The organism is Streptomyces sp. NPDC037083, assembly GCF_055606485.1.
In genome coordinates this window covers 47,336-66,452 of the sequence record NZ_JBVJSQ010000006.1, presented here as the reverse complement: position 1 = coordinate 66,452, position 19,117 = coordinate 47,336, and the positions used below count along the sequence as shown (strand labels likewise).

Below are 19,117 nucleotides of genomic sequence, written 5' to 3'. Positions count from 1 at the left end.
TCCGTGACGGACACCCCCCGCCCCCCGCTCGCGCCCGTGCGCCGGAGCCTGCCGGAGTATGTGCGGCACTGGGCCGAGACCGCCCCCGACCGCCGGGCGTTCACCTTCGTCGACCACCCCGCGGCGACCGCGCGGGGCGTCCACCGCACCCTGACCTGGCGTCGCCTGGACCTTCGGGTGCGGGCCCTGGCCGGCCGGCTCGCCGAGGAGGCCGGGCCCGGAGCGCGGGTGGCGCTGCTGTGCCCGCAGGGCACGGAGTACGTCACCGCGTTCCTCGGCGCCCTCGCCGCCGGGCTGGTCGCCGTACCGCTGTATCCGCCGGGGCTGCCCGGGCACGGCGACCGCCTCTCGGCCGTTCTCGCCGACGCGGCTCCGGCGGTCGTCGTCACGACGAGCGGCGCCCTCGACGAGGTCCGGGAGTTCTGCGCGGACGCCGCGGTGACGATCCTCGCCGCCGACCTGGTGCCCGACTCCGCCGCCGGGGACCGGCGACCGGTCACCGTGGACGACGCCGACGTCGCCTACCTGCAGTACACCTCCGGATCGACCCGGACCCCGGCGGGCGTGGAGGTCACGCACGCCAACGTCGTCGCCAACGCCCGGCAGGCACTGACCGCCTACGGAGCCGACGACCGGCCGGTGACCTGTGTGGGGTGGCTGCCGCTGTACCACGACATGGGGCTGGTGCTGAGCGTCGCCGCCCCGGTCGTGCGGGGGGTGCTGTCGGTGCTCATGGACCCGGTCGCGTTCCTGCACGAGCCCGCGCGCTGGCTGCGGCTGCTCGCCGCGTATCCGCGGGCGGTGAGCGCGGCGCCCAACTTCGCCTACGACTACTGCGCCTCGGCCGTCACCGACGGGCAGAAGGCGGAGCTGCGGCTGGACCGGGTCGCCGCGCTGATCAACGGCAGCGAACCGGTCCGGCCCGGCACGGCCGACGCCTTCCACGCCGCCTTCGCCGCTCAGGGACTCGCGCCGGAGACCCACTGCCCGTCGTACGGGCTCGCCGAGGCCACCGTCTTCGTCAGCGCCGACCGGCCCCGGGAGCCGCTGCGCCGGTTCGCGCTCGACCGCGACGCCCTGGCCGCCGGAAAGGCCCTGGCCGCGCGGCCCGACGACCCCACGGCCGTGCTGCTGGCCGGCTGCGGCACCCCGGCCGGCCAGCAGGTCCGCATCGCCGACCCGGTGTCCCGCACCGCCCTGCCGGAGGGGGAGGTCGGGGAGATCTGGGTGCGGGGCCCCAACGTCGGCCGCGGCTACCGGAACCAGGACCGGCTGACCCGCCGCGTCTTCGACGCAGCCCTCGCCGACCCGCCGACTGGCACGACGGGCGGCGCGACGGCCCGCACGACGGCCAGTGCGGCGGCCGACACGACGGTCGGCGCGGCGCTCGGCGCGGCGGCCGACACCACGTCCAGCACGATGTCCAGCACGACGACCGGCACGACGACCGGCACGACGACCGGCACGACGGCCGACACCACGTCCAGCGCGACGACCGGCACGACGACCGACACCACGGCCCGCACCACGGCCCGCACGACGGCCGGCGCGGCGGCCGGCGTGCAGGGTGTCGGCGGCTGGCTGCGTACCGGTGACCTGGGGACGGTCCTGGACGGGCAGTTGGTCGTCACCGGCCGGTTGAAGGACCTCATCGTCGTCGACGGCCGCAACCACTATCCGCAGGACGTGGAGGCGACCGTCCAGGAGGCGCACCCGGCCGTGCGGCGCGACCGGCTCGCCGCCTTCGCCGTGCCGGGTCCCGAGGGCGAGCGGGCTGCCGTCGTCGCCGAGCACGTACGGACCACGGGCCTCGCCGAGATCGACGTGCCGGCCCTGGTGCGCGCGGTACGGGCGGCCGTGTCCGCCCGGCACGGGCTGCGGCTCGCCGACGTCGTGCTCGTGCCGCCGGGCGCCGTGCCCCGCACGTCGAGCGGCAAGGTGTCGCGGGTGCTGACCCGCGAGCGGTATCTGGCGGGCGCCTACCCGACGGGGACGGCGCGATGAGCGCCGTCGACGAGGGGGCGCTGCGCCGGCTGATCGCCGGACGGGCGGCCTCCTGGAACGGCACGCCCGCCGCGGAGGTCCCGATGGACCGGCCGCTGGCGGACCTCGGCATGTCCTCACGGGACGCGGTGGTCCTGGCCGGGGAACTCTCCGCGGCCACAGGGCGGGACCTGCCGGCGACGCTGCTGTGGGAGGCGCCCACCGGCGACGCCCTGGTGGCGCACCTGTGCGGTGGCGCGGCGGAGCGGACCGCTCCCCCGGCCCCGCTCCCGGTCGCGCCGGGGTTGCCCGGTGAGCCCGTCGCGGTCGTCGGGGTCGGCTGCCGGCTGCCCGGGGGCGTGCATGGGCCGGGGGACTACTGGCGGCTGCTGAGCGAGGGCGTCGACGCGATCCGGCGGGTCCCGGAGGACCGGTGGCGCGACTTCACCGCCTTCCCGCCCGCCGAGGCGCCGCGCCACGGCGGCTACCTCGACGACGTCGCCGGGTTCGACGCGGACTTCTTCCACGTCACCCCGCGCGAGGCCGCGGTGATGGACCCGCAGCAGCGGATCCTGCTGGAGGTCGTCCACGAGACCCTCGACCACGCGGCCGTTCCCGCCGCGTCCCTCGCCGGCACCGCCACCGGCGTCTTCGTGGGCGTCTCCGCGCCCGAGTACGGCTCGCTGACCGGCGCCGACCCGGCCGCCGTGGACCCCTGGGCGCCGGCCGGCGGGGCGTTGAGCGTGACCGCGGGGCGCGTGGCGTACGTGCTGGACACGCGGGGGCCGAGCATGGCCGTCGACACCGCCTGCTCGTCCTCGCTGGTCGCCGTGCACCACGCCTGCGTCAGTCTGCGCACCGGCGAGGTGGACACGGCGATCGCCGCCGGGGTCAACGTGCTGCTCTCCCCCACCGTCACCGTCGCGTTCCGGCGGGCCGGCGCCCTCGCGCCGGACGGACGCTGCAAGCCGTTCTCCGCGGCGGCCGACGGCATCGGACGCGGCGAGGGCTGCGCGGCCGTGCTGCTGAAGCGGCTGTCCGACGCCGAACGCGACGGCGACCGCGTCCTCGCCGTCATCCGCGCCACCGCCGTCAACTCCGACGGCCGCTCCGGCGGTCTGCTGGCGCCCAACCCCGCAGCCCAGCAAGCCCTGTTGGCCACGGCCTACGCACGGGCCGGGCTCGACCCGGCGCACATCGACCACGTCGAGGCGCACGGCACCGGCACACCGCTCGGCGATCCGATCGAGGCGGGCGCGCTGGGCGCCGTGCTCGGTGCGGGCCGTGCCGCCGACCAGCCGCTGCTGCTGGGCTCGGTCAAGGGCAACCTCGGTCATCTGGAGTCCGCCGCGGGCGTCGCCGGGCTGGTGAAGACGGTGCTCGCGCTGCACCACGGCCTCGTTCCGCCCTCCCTGCACTGCGCACGGGGCAGCGCCCTGGACGACGGGCCGCTGCGGGTGGTGACCGAGCCGGAGCCGTGGCCCCGCTACGGCGGGACGGCCACCGCCGGAGTCTCCGGGTTCGGTTTCGGCGGCACCAACGCCCATGCGGTGCTGGAGGAATGGCGCCCCGCCGTCCCGCCGGCGCCTCCCGCCGCGGAACCGGCTGCCCGTCTCCACCTCCTCTCCGACCACGACACCGCCCGCGTCCGCGACACGGCGGCCCGGCTGGCCGAGTGGCTGCGTACGCCGGAGGGGGGTGCGGCGCACCCCGGCGACGTGGCGCGCACGCTCGCCGGACGGACCGGGCGCGGCCGCGTGCGGGTCGCCGTCACCGCCCGCGACCGCGGGGAACTCGTCGACGCGCTGGACGCGTTGGCGCGGGACCGGCCCCACCCCCGGGTCGTCGCCGACGACCGCCGGCTCGTCGGTCGCGGGCCGGTGTGGGTCTTCTCCGGGTACGGCAGCCAGTGGGCGGGCATGGGGCGTCGTCTGCTGGCCGAGGAGCCAGTCTTCGCCGCGGCCGTGGAGAAGCTCGACGACCTCCTGGCCCCGCAGTGCGGTGTTTCCCTGTACGAGCAGTTGGCGTCCGGCGCCGCTCTCGACCGGGTGGAGGCCGTCCAACCCGTTCTGTTCGGCATGCAGTTGGCGCTCGCCGAACTGTGGCGCGCCCAGGGCGTCGAGCCCGCCGCCGTCATCGGGCATTCGCTGGGCGAGGTGGCGGCCGCGGTGTGCGCGGGCGCGCTGGACGTGTCGGACGCGGCCCGGGTCGTCGCCGTGCGGGCCCGGCTGCTCGGCGGGCTGCGCGGCGGCGCCATGGCCGTCGTCGACCTCGACGACGGCGAACTCGACGCTCTGGCCGAGGAGTTCCCCGGCGTGCAGGTCGCCGTGCACTCCTCGCCCGGGCAGAAGGTCGTCACCGGCGAGGAGACGGCCGTCGCCCGGCTCGTGCGGCGGCTGGAGCGGCAGGGCCGGGCCGCCCGCGCCCTGCCGGTCGTCGGCGCCGGGCACTCCCCCCAGGTCGACCCGCTTCTGCCGGAGTTGACCGAGGCACTGGCAGACGTCCGCGGCGGGCGGCCGCGGGTCCCGGTGTACTCCACCGTCCTGGACGACCCGCGCGGCGACGTGGTGTTCGACGCCGCGCACTGGGCGGCGAACCTGCGGCGGCCCGTGCGCCTGGACCGGGCGGTGGCGGCCGCCGCGGCCGACGGCCACACCGCCTTCGTCGAGATCTCGCCCCACCCGGTGCTGACCCGGGCCGTCGCCGGCACCGCGCCCGGCGCCCTCGCGCTCAGCACGCTGCGACGGGACGCCGACGACTTCGCCGCGTTCCTCACGCAGGTGGGCGCCCTGTACGCCGCCGGCGGGCGGCTGCCGCTGCCGCCGGGGCGGGTCGTCGACGTGCCCGCACCGCGCTGGCGGCACGTGCGGCACTGGTGGACGGACGGGCGTGCGGCGGTCGCGACGACGCGGGCCGAGGCGACGGCGGCCCCCGAGGACACCTCCGTCACCGGCCGGCTGCGCCACCACATCGCCGCGGTCACCGGCCACCCGGCGGCCCGCATCGCGCCCGCCGCCGCCGTGGCCGACCTGGGCCTGGACTCCCTGATGGCCGTCCGCATCCGCACCGCCCTCGAGCGCGAGTTCGGGATCGGCCTGCCGTTGCGCGGTCTGCTCGGCGCGGGCACCGTCGAGGAGGCCGCCGAGCACATCCGGCGGACGCTCTCCGCCCGGGCGCCGGACTCCCCGCTGCGGACCCTGCACGCCGGCGGCGCACGGGCCCCGCTCTTCCTCCTGCACGCCGCCGGCGGCACGACCGACGTCTACCGGGCGCTCGTCGACCGGCTCGGGGGCGATCGGCCGGTGTACGGGCTGGAGCGCGTCGAACAGGCCCGCACGGTGACCGAGAAGGCGCGCCGCTACGCCGAGACGATCACCGCCGTGCACCCCGGCGGACCGTGTGCGCTGGGCGGTTGGTCCTTCGGCGGCTTCCTCGCCCAGGAGACCGCGCGGCAGCTCACCTCGGCCGGTCGGGACGTGGAACTGGTGGCGCTCCTGGACTCCGTACGCCCCCTCGCCCTGCCCGGCGTGACCCCCGCGGACCGGATCCGCGCCCACTTCACCGGCTTCGCCCGGCACGTCGCCGACGCCTACGGGGTCCGGCTGGAGCTGCCGTACGACGAGCTCGTCGCGACGGACGACGACGGCGACCGCATCGACGCCGTGCTGCGGGCCCTGCGCGCGGCGGCCGACGTGCCGGCCGCCGCGCTGGAGCACCAGCGCTCCTCCTACCTGGACCTGAGGATCGGCGAGGCCCACCGGCCGGGGCCCTACGAAGGGCCGGTGGTCCTGTACCGGGCCGCCGAGCCCGCCCCGCACACCGTGCGCGACCCCGCCTACGAACGGGACGACGAGGCGCTGGGCTGGGACGAGGTGTGCCCGCGTCTGACGGTCGTACCGGTCGCGGGACACCATCTGTCGCTGCTCGATCCCCCGCACGTCGACGAGCTCGCCGCCCATCTGCGGCGCGCGCTCGCCGAGCAGAGCCGCTGAACCGGACGACGAGGAGCCCCCATGTCCCACCCCACCACCGGAGTGTCCCGACGCGCCCTCGGCAGGGCCGCGGCCGCCGCCGGTCTGACCGCGCTGTTCGGCGCCGGGGCCGCCACGGCCCAGGCCGTGACCCGGCTCGGACCGCGCACCCTGGACGTGTCCGTGCCCTCCGTCGCGCTCGGCCGCAGCGCGCCGCTCCGGCTGATCCTGCCGTCGGACTTCGACTCCCGCCCCGGGCGCACCTACCCCGTGCTGTATCTGCTGCACGGCGCCCACGACGACTACACGTCCTGGACCCGGGAGACCGACATCGAGGCCTTCACCGAGGGCCGGGACCTGATCGTGGCGATCCCGGACGCGGGCCCCACCGGCATTCCCACAGGCTGGCGCGACGGTCCCGACTACGAGACCTTCCAGGTCGAGGAGGTTCCCGCGCTGCTCGCCCGCGCCTACCGGGCCTCCGGCGTGCGGGCCGTCGCCGGGGTCTCCACCGGCGGCTACGGGGCGATGGCGCACGCGGCCCGTCACCCCGGCCGGTTCGCCGCGGCGGCCTCCTACAGCGGCATCCTCGACACCACGGCGCCGGGGGTGCCGCCGATCGTGGACGCCATCGTCGCCCGTGAGGGCCTGCTGCCCCGCGCCCTGTGGGGCAGCCCGGTGCTGAACCTGCTCACCTGGCGCGACTTCAACCCGCGCGCCCGGGCGGCGGGGCTGCGCGGGACCGGCCTCTACGTCTCCAGCGGCAGCGGTGTGGCGGGCGGCAGCGGCGACTGGCTGCCCGAGGCGCTGGAGAGCGCCCTGTGGCTCTCCGCCCACGGCTTCACCGACACGCTCGCGCTGCTCGGCATCCCGGTCACCACCCACTACTACGCGGGAGGAGGACACAGCTGGACGTACTGGAAGCGGGAGTTCGCCGCCTCGTGGCCGATGCTCGCCCGTGCGCTGGGGGTGCCGGAGTGACGCCCGCGGCGCCGGGGCACGGAACGGAGCGCAGGGGACGTCCGTCCAACACGGGACTGTCTCCTCGTCCCACGGGCAACGGCCCGCGGGTGAGCCGTCTCCGGGTGAAAGGAGTGTCCGCCGTGGCTTCCCCCACCCCGCAGGGCGTGCCGCAGGGCCTCGGAGCCTCCCCTGTGCCGCCCGACCTGGCCGAGCTGCTGCGCGCTCAGCTCGAGGCCGTCGCCGACGAGGTGGAGGAGGAGGTGCGCGGTCAGGTCCCGGAGTACGCGCGGCCGGCCGACGGAACCCAGCGCGCGCACCTCAGGGCGGGGGTCGTGCAGGCCCTCACCCTCTTCGTCGACCACATCGCCGACCCGCGCGGCCGGGGGGACGCGATCGCGGCGACGTACTACGAACTCGGCCGGGGCGAGGCCCTGGAGGGCCGCAGTCTGGACGCGCTGCAGTCCGCGCTGCGCGTCGGGGGACTGCACGCCTGGCGGCTGATGGGCCGCACCGCGGAGGAACTCGGGCTGGACTCCGCGGTGGTGGCGGCCCTGGGCGAACTGGCGTTCCGGACCGTCCACGAGGTGGCGGAGGCGGCCGCGGCCGGCTACGCCGAGGCCCGGCTGCACAGCACGGACGAGCTGGAACGCCGCCGGAGGCGGCTGCTCGAGCTGCTGCTCGGCGACGGCCCGGTCGCCCTGGAGGCCGTCCAGGACCTGGCGCACGGCGCCCGGTGGTCGGTGCCCCGGCAGGTCGCGGTCGTCGCGCTCGCGGCCGTCCCGGAGCACCGCGAGGAGGACCGGCCGCTGGCCGCCGCCGGGGCGCTGGTGGACATGGAGTCGCGGCCGCCCCGGATGCTGGTGCCCGACCCGGACGGTTCCGGCCGCTTCGGCGGGCGGGCGTTCGCCCTCGCGCTGCGCGGCCGTCCGGCGGCGATCGGCCCGACGGTGCCGCTCACCGAGGCCGCCCGGTCGCTGCGCTGGGCCACCCGGGCGCTGGGGCTGATGGGCCGTGGGGTGCTGCCCGGGCAGGGCGTGGTGCGGTGCGCCGACCATCTGTCGACGCTGCTGCTGCACGGCGACGAGCCGCTGCTCGCCCAGGTGCAGGCGAAGGTGCTCGCGCCGCTCGACGCGGTCTCCGAGGGGCAGCGTCCCCGGCTCGCCGAGACGCTGCTGGCCTGGCTGCTCGGCGGCAGCAACGTGCCCGACGTCGCCACCCGGCTGCACGTCCACCCGCAGACGGTCCGCTACCGCCTGCGCCAGCTGGAGAAACTGTTCGGCGACGCGCTGCACGATCCCGGCGCCCGGCTGGACCTCATCCTGGCTCTGCGCGCCGAGGAGCTGCGGGGCCGCGGCGAATGCGCCCCATAGGTGATTCTCCGCTCGTGTCGGCGCTCGTAAGGACGCCGGTGTCCGCACTCATCAAGGCAACAAAAAGCCGGGAGTTTCTGAATTCCCGTCCATAACGATCGGCCAGGAAAAGCGAATACGTTCGGGATGTCCTTTCCCCCAGGCGCTTCACCGCGCCCCACCCGCAAAGGATCCCCATGCGTATTCGCTTGTGCCTCGCCGCTCTATCGCTGCTCGGCGGGGCCGGACTGGCCGGCCTCACGGCGCCCGCGGCGTCGGCCGCCGCCTGCTCGGACATCGACGTCGTGGCCGCTCGCGGCACGTTCGAGCCGGGCACGCTCGGCCTGATCGTCGGCGACCCGGTCTATTCCTCTCTGCAGAGGAAACTGACGGGCAAAAACCTGTCCAGCTACAAGGTGAACTATCCCGCGGACCTTTCCCTCACCTCGGCCGCGCAGGGCAATGCGGATCTGGTGAACCACGTCAGGAACCAGGCGGCCGCCTGCCCGAATCAGCGGTTCGTCCTCGTCGGTTATTCACAGGGCGCGAACGTCGTCGACAACTCCATCGGCATCAGCAGCGCCGGCGCGGTGGTCGGCAGCCCCATCGTCGCCACGATCCCCGCCGCTCTCGAACCGCGGGTGGCGGCCGTGCTGCTGTTCGGCAATCCGATCCGGGCCCTCGGCAAGAGCGTCACCGGCACGTACCAGAGCCGCACCGTCGACTTCTGCGCCCAGGGCGACCCCATCTGCCAGAACGGCGGCGGTGACGTGCTGGCCCACCTCGGCTACACCGCGAACGCGGACGCGGCGGCCGTCTTCGCCGCGAGCAAGGTCTGAGACTCCGCCCCACGATGAAGGGCCCGGGAGGACATCCTCCCGGGCCCCTCCGCTGTGCGGTGCGGCTACCGGGGGTCGCGGGCGAACGCGGTGAGGCCGGTCGAGACGGGCTCGGGCCGGCCGTTGTTCTGCACGGGCGCCGCGGTCAGCACGTCGAGGTGCTGGTAGCCGTCGGCGACCAGAGGATGCAGGTCGGCCGGGATCCGGCCGGCCAGCAGTCCGTCGCCCGCGAGCACGGTGAGCACCGGTTTGGCGCTGAGCCCCTCCGGGTGCGCGACGAGCCGCTCCACCTGTGGCGAACCGGCCAGTTCCAGATCGGTGACGAGCTTGGTCGGGAAGTACTGCTCGGTGAAGTCCAGCGGCTGTTCGGCGAGGCTGCGGGCCAGCTCCCGCAGGTCGGTGACCTCCTTGTCGGCGCCGGTGAACGGCGTGCCGTCGGCGGACCGGTACCCAGGGTCGTCGGGGTCGCCGACGCGGTCGTAGTCGCGCCAGGTGTACAGCGGCCCGTGCGGCCGGTCCGGGATGGCCTTGTACGCGGTGCCGAACAGATCCGGCTGCCGGTCGCCGCCGTTGGCGACGGGGAAGCTCTTGTCGGCGACCGGGCCGCCGTCGAAGAAGCCGACGCTGCTCTGCAGGAACGCCAGCGGCACGGAGTTGTCGTCCATCAGCGCTCCGAGCACCGCCGCGTTGGTGAGCCGGAAGTCCTTCACCGCCGGGGAGCCGGTGAGGAAGGCGGCTGCGTCCCTGGAGAACAGGAAGCGGTTGGTGGCCTCGATGTTGACGCCGGACGGAAGGTAGGCCGGCAGGTCTGCCTCGCCGCCCGGATCCCGCATCGCGCCGAGGCCCGCGATGGCCAGCAGGGTCATGGTCTCGGGGTTGAGCAGCACCGGCGCGGACAGCGAGCGCGGCAGCACTCCGCTGTCGAGCCCGGCCTGGACGACGCCGTAGCCGAGGCCGACGTCGGGCAGGTCGGTGTCGTCCGGGATGCTGCCGCTGAGGTCGGCCAGCGAGGTGGAGACGGTGGTGTCGAGGGCGAAGTAGCCGGCGCACTGCCGGTAGCCGGCGTCGGCGGTGGTGGCGCGGTCGCCGTCGAAGTCGGCGGTCACGAAGTACCCGGTGACGACTCCGCCGAGCGAGTGGCCGCCGCACAGCACCTTGCGCGCCCGCAGGCCCTGGTCGGGCAGTTCGGCGACGAGCAGGTCGTACTGGTCGCGGACGGTCTGCTCGATGCCGAGCCTCGCCATCCAGCCCAGCCGCTCGTTGCCGGCGAACCCGGCGAAGGTGCGCCCGCCGACCTGCCTGCCGCGGTAGTAGTAGTCGACGGCGGCGTGCTGGTCGCGGGAGTCGATGCCGGTGTGGTCCTCCAGGCAGTTGGAGCGCCGGTCCAGGGCCCAGAACTCGATGTGCAGGCCCTGTTCGGCGGCGCGGGCCACGGTGTTGCGGGCGACGCTGTCGAACGCTCCGGCGCCCTCCAGGATGCCCGGCTGGGCGACGAGGATCCGGTCGGCGTCCGCCGAGGCCGCGGGGCCGTCGGACGAGCGGTAGCGCAGGTACGACAGCCAGTCGCACGCCGCCGGGCGCGCTCCGAAGGAGGCCGGCAGCGGCGCCTTCACCCGTACCGCCGACTCGGTCACCCCGGCGACCGGACTCGACGACGTCACGGGCGTCTCGGTCCTGGCGTTCTGCCCCTGGGCGTTCGGGGCGGCCGCGGTGAGGGCGCCGGCGGTCAGCAGCACCGCGAGCGCGGCACTGCGCAGGGCTTTCGCGGAACTTCCCGTGCTGCGACTCGGTTTCATAGCCGGACCGTAGGGCCGGGTGGAGCGGTCGGTCGGGCAGTGCTCACAAGAACTCAGCAGTCGTCCGCGCTTTTGTCAGAGCCGGACGAACGGGCGCCCGACGGCAGCGGGCCCCCGCACGACGGTTCGCGTGCGGGGGCCCGCCGACGATGCTGCGGGACCGACCGGAGGCGGACTAGAAGACGCTGACGCCGTAGGCGTTCAGGGCCTCCACCACCGGCTGGAAGAAGGTGGTGCCGCCGGAACTGCAGTTGCCGCTGCCGCCGGAGGTCAGACCGTAGGCGACGCCGCTGGTCGAGTACAGCGCACCGCCGGAGTCACCGCCCTCGGCGCAGACGGTGGTCTGGATCATGCCGTAGACGACATCGCCGCCGCCGTAGTTGACGGTCGCGTTCAGGGCCGTCACCCGGCCGCTGTGGATGCCGGTGGTCGAGCCGTCGCGGTAGACGGTGGCGCCGACGCTGGGCGTGCCCGCGCTGGTGATGTCCGTGTTGCCCGCGGTGCCGGACTTGGTGACCGAGGTGTTGGTGTACCGGACCAGCGCGTAGTCGTTGGTCGGGAAGCTGTAGCTGACGTTCGTGCCCAGGGTCGTCGTCTGCCCGGAGTTGGAGTACCAGGTCGACGCGACCTCGCCGCAGTGGCCGGCGGTGAGGAAGTAGTAGGTGCTGCCGCTGCGGACGTTGAAGCCGAGCGAGCAGCGGTAGCCGCCGCCGTAGATGGCGTCGCCGCCCGCGATGAGCTTGTTGAACTTGCCCGGGGTGTGCTTGATCGTGAGGGCGCCGGCGTTGCCGCCCGCCTGCTCCTTGATCTTGGCGATCTCGGAGTCCGAGACCGTGCTGTCGACGGTGACCACGAGTCGGTTGGTCTTGCTGTCGACCGCCCAGGCGGTGCCCGGGACGTCCGCCTTGAGCACCGAGGCGCCGGCGCTCTTGAGTTCGGCGGCGCTGAAGGTGGTGTTGTCCGCCGCGCTCGCGTTGGGGATCGCGATGGCGGCCGCGGCCACGAGTCCGGTGGCCACGGCGGTCAGCCGGGTCCGTCTCGAGATACCGCTCATGGGGGTGGTGGGGGTGGTGCGCTTGATCCTCACGTTTCGTTCCCTCCCAGGGGAAGTCGGGGGCCCGTCGTGTGGGGTCGAGGCCCGTGAGGCGCAGCCAGGACCGACGTTCGTCCGGATTTCGGACACGTCGTGACCCTGACAAGCGCTGAGGGGGAGTATTCGGCCGAACGGCCGGTAGGCGCAAGGGCGCCTTTCGGCCGTCCAACGGTGAACGAACTGCGTGAGTCGATCCCTCTTGCAGCCCTCTTGCCCCAGCTCAGACCAGGTTGCGCTCCCCTGCCTCGACCGCCACGTCCCATGTGTTCCCCGGCGGCGGGAAGGGACAGATGAAAGCGTCGGCAAAGGCGCACGGAGGCAGTACGGCACGGTTGAAGTCCACCGTGGTGCGTCCGTCCGCGTCCGGTGCGCCGGAGTACAGGAACCGGAAGCGATAGCTGCTCACCCCACTGGTGGAGTCGGCGAAGACAACCCACAGCGAGCCGTCGCCCTGCACACCGGCCTGGAGCGTGAGCTCCAGGCCGTCGAGGACGACCGCCAGTTCCCCGCCGAGTGCGAGACCCCGCTCGCGCCCGTCGGCGTTCGGCACCCGTACGGTGCGGTCCTCGCCGTACGGGGTGAAGCGCCCCGGCACCGACCAGCGCGGGTCGTACGCCGTGGCCTCGATGCCGGCGAACCGGCGACGCGCCTCGGAGGCGGGGTCGAAGTCGCGCACGCCCCAGACGCCTTCGCGGACCAGCACGACCAGCCGCCGCTCGCCGTGCGCGACCCGGGCCGCGCTCACCGGGCCGGGGTCGGCGCCGAGCCGTATCCGCCCGGTGAACTGCTCTCCGTCCACGGTCAGCCCGTCGGAGCCGGTCGCGGTGAGCACCACGGCGTCCTCTTCGGCCACCCACACCCCTGGGGTGTCCGGAAGTCGACCCTCCGGATGGTCCTCGAGCCACCGGGTGCCGGTGAGCGCGAGCGGCCCGTAGGGTGCCGCGACCGTCTCGACCCGGCGCTCGTGCCAGCGCTTCCAGGCGTCTGCCGCATGCGCATCCGTCGTCATGTCGGTCGGTTCCTCTCGTCGTTCTCCGGGTTCTCCGGGTTCTCCGGGTTCTCCGGGTTCTCGGCGTTCTCGGCGTTCTCGGCGTTCTCGGCGTTCTCGGCGTACTCGGCGTCTCTGCCGGTCGTCATGCCACTCCCCCCGCGTACCGGTCGGCGGGCCGGGTCAGGCCCAGGTGCTCGCGCAGGGTGCTGCCCGGATAGAAGGTGCGGAACAGGCCCCGGTGCTGAAGGAGCGCCACCGTGCCGTTGACCAGGCGCTCCAGGTCCCGGCGCGGTTCCACGGGGGTGAGGTGGAAACCGTCGACGGCTCCTTCCCGACGCCAGGTGGCGACGAGGTCGGCGAGGTCGACGGGGCCGCCCCGGTAGAGCGGGCCCCGCGCGCTCTGCCGGGGGCCGCCTCCGCCGTGGCCGGGGTCGGCGGCGTGCTCGCCGTCGCCGAGGTCGATGAGCAGACTCGCCAGGACCCGCAGGGAGTTCGGGTCGCGCCCGGCTCCGGCGGCTTCGGACCGCAGCCGGTCCCTGGCGGCACTGGCCTGCGCGGCGCTCACGGCGCGGACGAGAGCCACGTCGGCGTGACGGGCGGCGACCGACCGGGCGTGCCCCTCGGCGGCGTCGATCACCCGCACGGGGCGGCCCTGCCGGGGTCCGGGCGCGCCGGAGGACCCCTGTCCCGGGAGGGCGGAGCCGCTGAAGCCGACGGGATGCAGCCTGTCCCGGTCGGTGCGGTGGCCGTTGCGCGGCTCCCGCGTCCCGGCGTCGTCCTCGCGGCCGCTTCCCGACCTCGCCGCCGCGTCGGCGACTTCACCGGCCTCCTGCCATAGCGCGTCCGGGACAGCGGCGGGCCGACGGCCGAACAGCCGGGTCTCCTCCTCGGCGGTGAAGACGTCGACGCGCAAGCCGGCCCGGCCCCGGCTGACCCGGTCGAGCTCGGCGATCGCCGCCCGAACGCGGAACGGCTCGGGGTCGGCGAGCGTGGGCACCAGTCCGACGCGCCGCGTGGCCGACGCCACCCGGGACAGGACGGCCGGCGCGTCGGGTCCGGGGCGGGCGACGGCGTCCGGGTGGGTGACGGCGTCGTCCAGGGTGACGAAGTCGAGCCCGCCGCGTTCGGCGAGCCGCGCCAGTTCGACGTACGGGCCGGCGTCGCGCACACCGGGCTGGTCGACGGCGGCGGCCAGGTGCAGCATCCCCCGGCCGGGCGATGAGGTCATGGTGAAGAACCCTTTCTGTGGCGCTTCGAGGTGGAGTCGGTTCAGCCGACGGCGTCGACGCCCAGGTCCCGCAGGAACACCAGGGCGGAGCGCGCTGCGGCGTCGTTCTGCCGGAACGCGGGGCCGCCCGTGCGCGGCCGGGTGAACGCGCCCGGGGTACGTCCGTCGGTGTGCGGCCCGAGCGCGAAGCGCCGGGGATGCGGCCGGCCGGACCGGTCCAGCACCCGCCCGTCCGCGCGGTCCACCCGCAGCAGCCCGTCCGGGGTCTCGCCGGCGCCGTCGGCGTGCAGCCCGCGCAGCAGCGGATCGAGGGCGCGGCGCAGCGTCGGCTCCGGCAGCCGGGCCTCCACCAGCGCCCGCGCCTCGACGGAGAAGCCCGGCACGGTCGCGCCGGACGCCCGGAACACGCCGTCCTCGGCGCGCACGGTCATGCCCGCGCCGACGAACTTCACCACCCCGGCCCGGGACAGCGCGAGCAGCTGCCGCAGCCGGGGGCCGGGCGGCCCGGAGGCGAGGTAGCTGAAGAAACCGTGCCACCCGGAACCGATGTCCCCGAGCCTGACCAGTTGCCCGTAGACGGACAGCAGAGCGAGGAAGACGGCCAGGTCGGGGCTGTGGGAGGCGTCGTGACGGCGGCTCAGGTCGTCCTCGACGTAGGTGCGCAGCCCTTCCTGGAACTGTTCGAAGGACCCGTAGGCGATCCCGTCCAGCGGGCGGTCCAGTGCGGCCAGGTCGAGCCGGTCCCGCGGATCGGGCACGGCGGAGGCCACCAGCGCCTCACGCTCGGCCCCCTCGGCCGCGGCCGCGTACTTCTCCTCGAAGTCGGTCCAGGCGATCGCGGTCCGCTCGGCGTGGACCGTGAACAGCCGGTGGTAGTGGGCGAAGCCCAGCTCCTTCTCCACCAGCGGCCACACGTCCCGCCGGAAGTCGAAGCCCCCGGGCCGCGCCAGCAGTTCGTCGATCTCGGCGGGCCCCAGGAAGCGGGGCAGCGGCGGCCGTTCGCCGGTCCAGTCGTAGCCGATCTTCGAGTGGTACGGCACCCCGCGGCGCGAGCCGACGTACAGCACCGGCTCGCGGCCCGACGGCACGTAGACGTCCCCCTCGTACCGTCCGCCGCGCCCCTCGGTGAGCAGCACCATCAGGTCGACGAAGGCGAGCCCGAAGCCGCGCACCAGGACGGGTTCGCCCGCCCGGAGCGCGGACAGGTCGCTGTCGGCGGTGAAGTCCGGCGGGAGGTGGACGAGCCCGTGCTCGCGGGCGTACGCGGCCAACGCGCTCTGCTCCTCGTCGAGTTCGGCGTCGAGATGGCCGAGGGCGAGGACCACGAGGTCGGCGGCCAGGGGCCGGGGCCGGCCCTCCAGCCACACCTGCTGGCGCTCCTCGCGCGAGCCGTCCACCCGCAGGGCGCGCCGTGGGTGGTGGTGGACGGTGATCTCCGGGGGCAGCGCGGCGACGGCCTGCTCGTGCACCCAGCGCAGATAGGCGCCCTGGATCTGCCGGTCGGCGAAGACGCGACCGTCGAGGCCGGCCCACTCGTGCAGGGTGGGCCCGGGCCGCACGGGTCCGGCCATCTGCACCGTGTCGTCGGTGAACATGGTGACGTCCTCGGCGTGCGAGTTCATCCACAGCAGCGGCGACTGGGCGGCCCGCCAGATGCGTCCGGCGCCCGGCGGATGCGGGTCGACGAGATGGATGTCGAGCCCTGAACCGGCGTACAGCTCAGGAGCGTTGGCGGCAATCCGCTCGATGAGACCGGTCCCGCGCGGACCGGCCCCGACGATCACGAGAGACCGTCTCGCCGGGGGTTCGGCCGGGGGTGGGGCAAGGGGCTCGGAAGGCATGCGAAGGCTCCGTGACACGGGTGGGCGCCTTCACCACACGGCTGGAGACACGGCCGAGCCCCTCAGCAGGGCCGTGCAGCGAGAGTACGGGGGTGTTTCCCCTCACTGTCAAGGCTGTCCGAACTGTGAGCGCTACGTCTCGGATCAGTTGACGACCAACCGGGGACCTGTTCCACTTGGCCCATGCATCCGCAGCAGTGGCTGGTCACCCGCTCCCACATCGACTTCGGTCGAGTGTGGTCCTGTTCCTGTTGAGCTGACCCCCTGCGCGCCCGGTTTCCGGGCGTCCCCTGCGCGTTCCTCCCTCGCCAGTTCCGTCTTCACCCACGCACCCTCCCCTCGCCTTTCCTCATCCTCGTGCCACCGCGGCCCGGCGCTCGGGCGCCGCCCGCACCCCGATCACCCGGTCCATCAGGGCGCCCAGCACATCCCGGACCGACCCCCGCTCCCGCGCGTCGCACTCCAGCACGGGAACGTCCGCACCGAGCCCCAACGCCTCCCTGACCTGGTCCAGTTCGAACCGTTCGGCCCCGTCGAAGCGGTTGACGGCGAGGACGAACGGCGCGCCCTGGGCCTCGAAGTAGTCGAGGGCGGGGAAGCACTCCTCGATGCGCCGGGTGTCCGCGAGGACGACCGTCCCCAGCGCGCCCTCCACCAGGTCGTCCCACAGAAAGGAGAAGCGGTCCTGGCCGGGCGTGCCGAACAGGTACAGCGCGATGGCCGGGTCGAGCCTGATCCGCCCGAAGTCGAGCGCGACGGTGGTCTTCGTCTTGGACTCCACGCCCTCGAGCGAGTCGACCCCCACCGACACCTGGGTGATCGCCGCCTCCGTGTCGAGCGGTTCGATCTCGGAGACGGCCGCGATGAAGGTGGTCTTGCCCACCCCGAGCCCTCCGCTCACGACGATCTTCACGGCGAGCGGCACGGTCTGGTCAGAGCGCCCGGGCATGGTCCGTGGTCCTTTCGAGCATCCGCGTCCTTGGCGGGAGATACGTCCCGGGGACGCCCGGCGCTCACCGTCCCGGCGTCCGCCACGGACGATGAGCGCGCACACACGGCACGTGACGTCCCGTCAGCACGAGCAGTCGCAGGCGCAGCACTCACAGCACGAGCAGCCGTCACAGCAGTCGCAGCAACTGCAGTCACAGCTGCCACAGTCGCCGCAGTCGTTGCAGAGGCCCTCGCGCTTCTTCCGCGACCAGGGCCCTTCGAACTCGTCGGCGCAGCAGACCTTGCAGGTGCAGCACAGGCCGAGCGCGACCGCGCAGCCGGCCAGGAAGCCCCGCTTCCCGGGGCGGGGCGGCTCGCCCCCGTAGGGGTTGCCGTACGGGTTGCCGGGTGCGTTCGGGGCGTGCGGATCCGCCGGGTTCTGCGGGGCGTAGGGGCCGGTCGGCGGCCCGAACGCGTCCTGCGGTCCATGCGCGTGTCCGCACGACTGCGTCCCGAACGCCCGGTCCACCGAGCGTCCCAGCTCGTGCGCGAGCAGCAGATGCGCCAGCCTGCCCTCCTCGAACTCGACGTCCTTCAGGGCCAGCCGGATGCCGTGCAGGGCGTCGTCGGCGAGCCTGCGGGCCTCGGCGAGCGGGGTGTGCGTGGCCGTCAGCGGGTTCCAGGCGCCGGCCGCCGCGTCCGCTGCCTGGTCCTCGACCGCGTCCAGCAGATGCGCCAGCCGTCCGAAGAGGCGGCCGGCCTCGGCGAGCGGCGCGGCGTTGCCGGGCCGGCCCGCCAGAACCGCTGTGTGCGCGAAGGCGGCGGCCGTTGCGGTCTCGGTCGGCTCGGTGACGGTCAGCAGTGAGGTGCCCGGCCCGGCGAGGGCCTCGATGCCGACCTGCCGGTCGACGGCGTCGACGAGGACGGCGGTGTCGAATCCGACGGCGGCTCCGCTCCGTTCCCCGGCCCGCCCCCAGCTCGCGGCGACCCTGCGCGCGGCGACGGCGACCGGCCGCCGCGCCAGCATCCCGTCCCCGTCGGCGACGTGGTCGCGCACCTTGGCGGAGGCGAGCACCAGCGAGACGGCCGCCGCGAGCCGTGCGCCCTCGCCCTGCGCGACGGAGGCGGTGCGCATTCCGCGGAGCGGGCACGGTCCCGCCGTGCGCCGCCGGCCGCCGGCGGCGGTCCGCTCGGCCTGAGCCTCCGTCAGAACCGATATCAGCAGCCCGTCGTAGTTGGTGACGACCCGCGCGAACTGCCCGTGATCACCGCGCAGCGCGAGGCACAGCCCGCACAGGTGCGCCATCCACTGGGTCTTGAGACCCTCTCCGAGCCGGTGACTGCACGGCCTGACGATTCCGAACACGACAACCCCCGTCGTCCTTGGGACATTGAGCTGCGGCATGCTATCGACTGATTGTCACGCCGGATCGGGGGCACTCGGTTCACCCGGACGCACCGTCCGTCACCCGTCCGCCACGAAGAATCATATTTCACTCACAGTCAGCAGCCGTATGCGATACGACCCTTGGGAGACGCGGGCTCTCGACGTATTCGCTGTGCACCAGTACCGTCACAAACCCCCCGCGCGGCGTCTATCCACTTGGCGCGACATCCGCATCATGGACGACCATGGGGAATGCGGAAAGCAGAAAGACCGCTGTGAGAGGAGGCGTCCATGGGATCGGTGCGCAAGGCGAGTGCCTGGCTTGGCCTCGTCGACGACAACGATGACGAGCGTTACTACGACGACGACTATTCCGAGGGGACCGACTCCGGAGACGCCTGGGTCACCGACCCCCGCGTGAAGGTGGCGGCGGACACGGCCGAGGAGAAGGGCCGCCGGATCGGCACCGTCACCCCGGACAGCTTCCGGGACGCGCGGGCGATCGGCGAACTGTTCCGCGAGGGCGTGCCGGTCATCATGAACCTCACCGCCATGGAGGCCGCCGACGCCAAGCGCGTGGTCGACTTCGCGGCGGGGCTGATCTTCGGCCTGCGGGGCTCGATCGAGCGGGTGTCCACCCGGGTGTTCCTGCTGACCCCCGCCAACACGGAGATCGTGAACGGGGACCCGTCCGCGCATCGGGCGGACGGTTTCTTCAACCAGAGCTGAGGCAGGGCCGCTCGCCG

The 19,117-nt window shown here is 74.2% G+C and carries 14 protein-coding genes; 6 read left to right on the top strand and 8 right to left on the bottom strand.

Annotated features, from left to right (window positions below):
• Positions 1 to 3: 3 nt before the first annotated feature.
• The 5 genes from ACZ7DE_RS17760 to ACZ7DE_RS17740 all read left to right on the top strand — a co-directional run bounded on the left by ACZ7DE_RS17760 (position 4) and on the right by ACZ7DE_RS17740 (position 9,105).
• Positions 4 to 2,004 (top strand): fatty acyl-AMP ligase, encoded by a 2,001-nt coding sequence (locus ACZ7DE_RS17760; RefSeq protein ID WP_470762177.1) that lies wholly within the window; start codon positions 4 to 6, stop codon positions 2,002 to 2,004.
• Positions 2,001 to 5,975: an acyltransferase domain-containing protein gene (locus tag ACZ7DE_RS17755; protein ID WP_470762175.1), complete on the top strand. Its 3,975-nt coding sequence runs from the start codon at positions 2,001 to 2,003 to the stop codon at positions 5,973 to 5,975. Before ACZ7DE_RS17760 ends, ACZ7DE_RS17755 begins: the two co-directional genes overlap by 4 nt.
• 21 nt (positions 5,976 to 5,996) lie before the next feature.
• A complete protein-coding gene (locus ACZ7DE_RS17750; RefSeq protein ID WP_470762173.1) occupies positions 5,997 to 6,935 on the top strand; it encodes an alpha/beta hydrolase in 939 nt (312 codons plus the stop codon).
• Between the two features lie 122 nt (positions 6,936 to 7,057).
• Entirely contained in the window at positions 7,058 to 8,287 is a 1,230-nt protein-coding gene (locus ACZ7DE_RS17745; protein ID WP_470762172.1) for a PucR family transcriptional regulator, read from the top strand.
• A gap of 176 nt (positions 8,288 to 8,463) precedes the next feature.
• The gene (locus tag ACZ7DE_RS17740; RefSeq protein ID WP_470762169.1) at positions 8,464 to 9,105 is read left to right on the top strand and encodes a cutinase family protein; all 642 of its coding nucleotides are present in this window, start codon (positions 8,464 to 8,466) and stop codon (positions 9,103 to 9,105) included.
• Between the two features lie 65 nt (positions 9,106 to 9,170).
• Here ACZ7DE_RS17740 and ACZ7DE_RS17735 read toward each other — a convergent pair whose 3' ends face one another.
• The 8 genes from ACZ7DE_RS17735 to ACZ7DE_RS17700 form a co-directional block, all read right to left on the bottom strand.
• Positions 9,171 to 10,901 (bottom strand): hypothetical protein, encoded by a 1,731-nt coding sequence (locus ACZ7DE_RS17735; RefSeq protein WP_470762166.1) that lies wholly within the window; start codon positions 10,899 to 10,901, stop codon positions 9,171 to 9,173.
• Between the two features lie 175 nt (positions 10,902 to 11,076).
• A complete protein-coding gene (locus tag ACZ7DE_RS17730; protein WP_470762163.1) occupies positions 11,077 to 11,988 on the bottom strand; it encodes a S1 family peptidase in 912 nt (303 codons plus the stop codon).
• Between the two features lie 226 nt (positions 11,989 to 12,214).
• Positions 12,215 to 13,003, bottom strand: a complete 789-nt coding sequence (locus ACZ7DE_RS17725; protein WP_470762159.1) for a DUF1684 domain-containing protein — start codon at positions 13,001 to 13,003, stop codon at positions 12,215 to 12,217.
• Positions 13,000 to 13,131 carry a hypothetical protein gene (locus ACZ7DE_RS17720; protein WP_470762156.1) on the bottom strand — a complete coding sequence of 44 codons (132 nt, stop codon included), beginning with the start codon at positions 13,129 to 13,131 and terminating at the stop codon, positions 13,000 to 13,002. The genes ACZ7DE_RS17725 and ACZ7DE_RS17720 overlap by 4 nt, the downstream gene beginning before the upstream one ends.
• Positions 13,128 to 14,213, bottom strand: a complete 1,086-nt coding sequence (locus tag ACZ7DE_RS17715) for an LLM class flavin-dependent oxidoreductase (RefSeq protein ID WP_470762155.1) — start codon at positions 14,211 to 14,213, stop codon at positions 13,128 to 13,130. The genes ACZ7DE_RS17720 and ACZ7DE_RS17715 overlap by 4 nt, the downstream gene beginning before the upstream one ends.
• A 41-nt stretch (positions 14,214 to 14,254) precedes the next feature.
• Positions 14,255 to 16,054 (bottom strand): FAD/NAD(P)-binding protein, encoded by a 1,800-nt coding sequence (locus ACZ7DE_RS17710; RefSeq protein WP_470762152.1) that lies wholly within the window; start codon positions 16,052 to 16,054, stop codon positions 14,255 to 14,257.
• A 349-nt stretch (positions 16,055 to 16,403) separates the two neighbouring features.
• A complete protein-coding gene (locus tag ACZ7DE_RS17705; RefSeq protein WP_470762150.1) occupies positions 16,404 to 17,003 on the bottom strand; it encodes a GTP-binding protein in 600 nt (199 codons plus the stop codon).
• 123 nt (positions 17,004 to 17,126) lie between these two features.
• Positions 17,127 to 18,350, bottom strand: coding sequence for a DUF5685 family protein (locus tag ACZ7DE_RS17700; RefSeq protein WP_470762147.1), 1,224 nt, complete (start codon positions 18,348 to 18,350; stop codon positions 17,127 to 17,129).
• A 312-nt stretch (positions 18,351 to 18,662) separates the two neighbouring features.
• On the opposite strand from ACZ7DE_RS17700, the gene ACZ7DE_RS17695 reads away from it, so the two are divergent.
• Positions 18,663 to 19,100, top strand: a complete 438-nt coding sequence (locus ACZ7DE_RS17695; protein ID WP_470762145.1) for a cell division protein SepF — start codon at positions 18,663 to 18,665, stop codon at positions 19,098 to 19,100.
• Positions 19,101 to 19,117: the final 17 nt, after the last annotated feature.

Bases quoted from the DNA above. Each gene is read 5' to 3' on its own strand.
- ACZ7DE_RS17720 (WP_470762156.1), bottom strand. From the start codon at position 13,131: ATGACGACCGGCAGAGACGCCGAGTACGCCGAGAACGCCGAGAACGCC.
- ACZ7DE_RS17710 (WP_470762152.1), bottom strand. From the start codon at position 16,054: ATGCCTTCCGAGCCCCTTGCCCCACCCCCGGCCGAACCCCCGGCGAGA.
- ACZ7DE_RS17705 (WP_470762150.1), bottom strand. From the start codon at position 17,003: ATGCCCGGGCGCTCTGACCAGACCGTGCCGCTCGCCGTGAAGATCGTC.
- ACZ7DE_RS17755 (WP_470762175.1), top strand. From the start codon at position 2,001: ATGAGCGCCGTCGACGAGGGGGCGCTGCGCCGGCTGATCGCCGGACGG.
- ACZ7DE_RS17725 (WP_470762159.1), bottom strand. From the start codon at position 13,003: ATGACGACGGATGCGCATGCGGCAGACGCCTGGAAGCGCTGGCACGAG.
- ACZ7DE_RS17715 (WP_470762155.1), bottom strand. From the start codon at position 14,213: ATGACCTCATCGCCCGGCCGGGGGATGCTGCACCTGGCCGCCGCCGTC.
- ACZ7DE_RS17735 (WP_470762166.1), bottom strand. From the start codon at position 10,901: ATGAAACCGAGTCGCAGCACGGGAAGTTCCGCGAAAGCCCTGCGCAGT.
- ACZ7DE_RS17695 (WP_470762145.1), top strand. From the start codon at position 18,663: ATGGGATCGGTGCGCAAGGCGAGTGCCTGGCTTGGCCTCGTCGACGAC.
- ACZ7DE_RS17740 (WP_470762169.1), top strand. From the start codon at position 8,464: ATGCGTATTCGCTTGTGCCTCGCCGCTCTATCGCTGCTCGGCGGGGCC.
- ACZ7DE_RS17750 (WP_470762173.1), top strand. From the start codon at position 5,997: ATGTCCCACCCCACCACCGGAGTGTCCCGACGCGCCCTCGGCAGGGCC.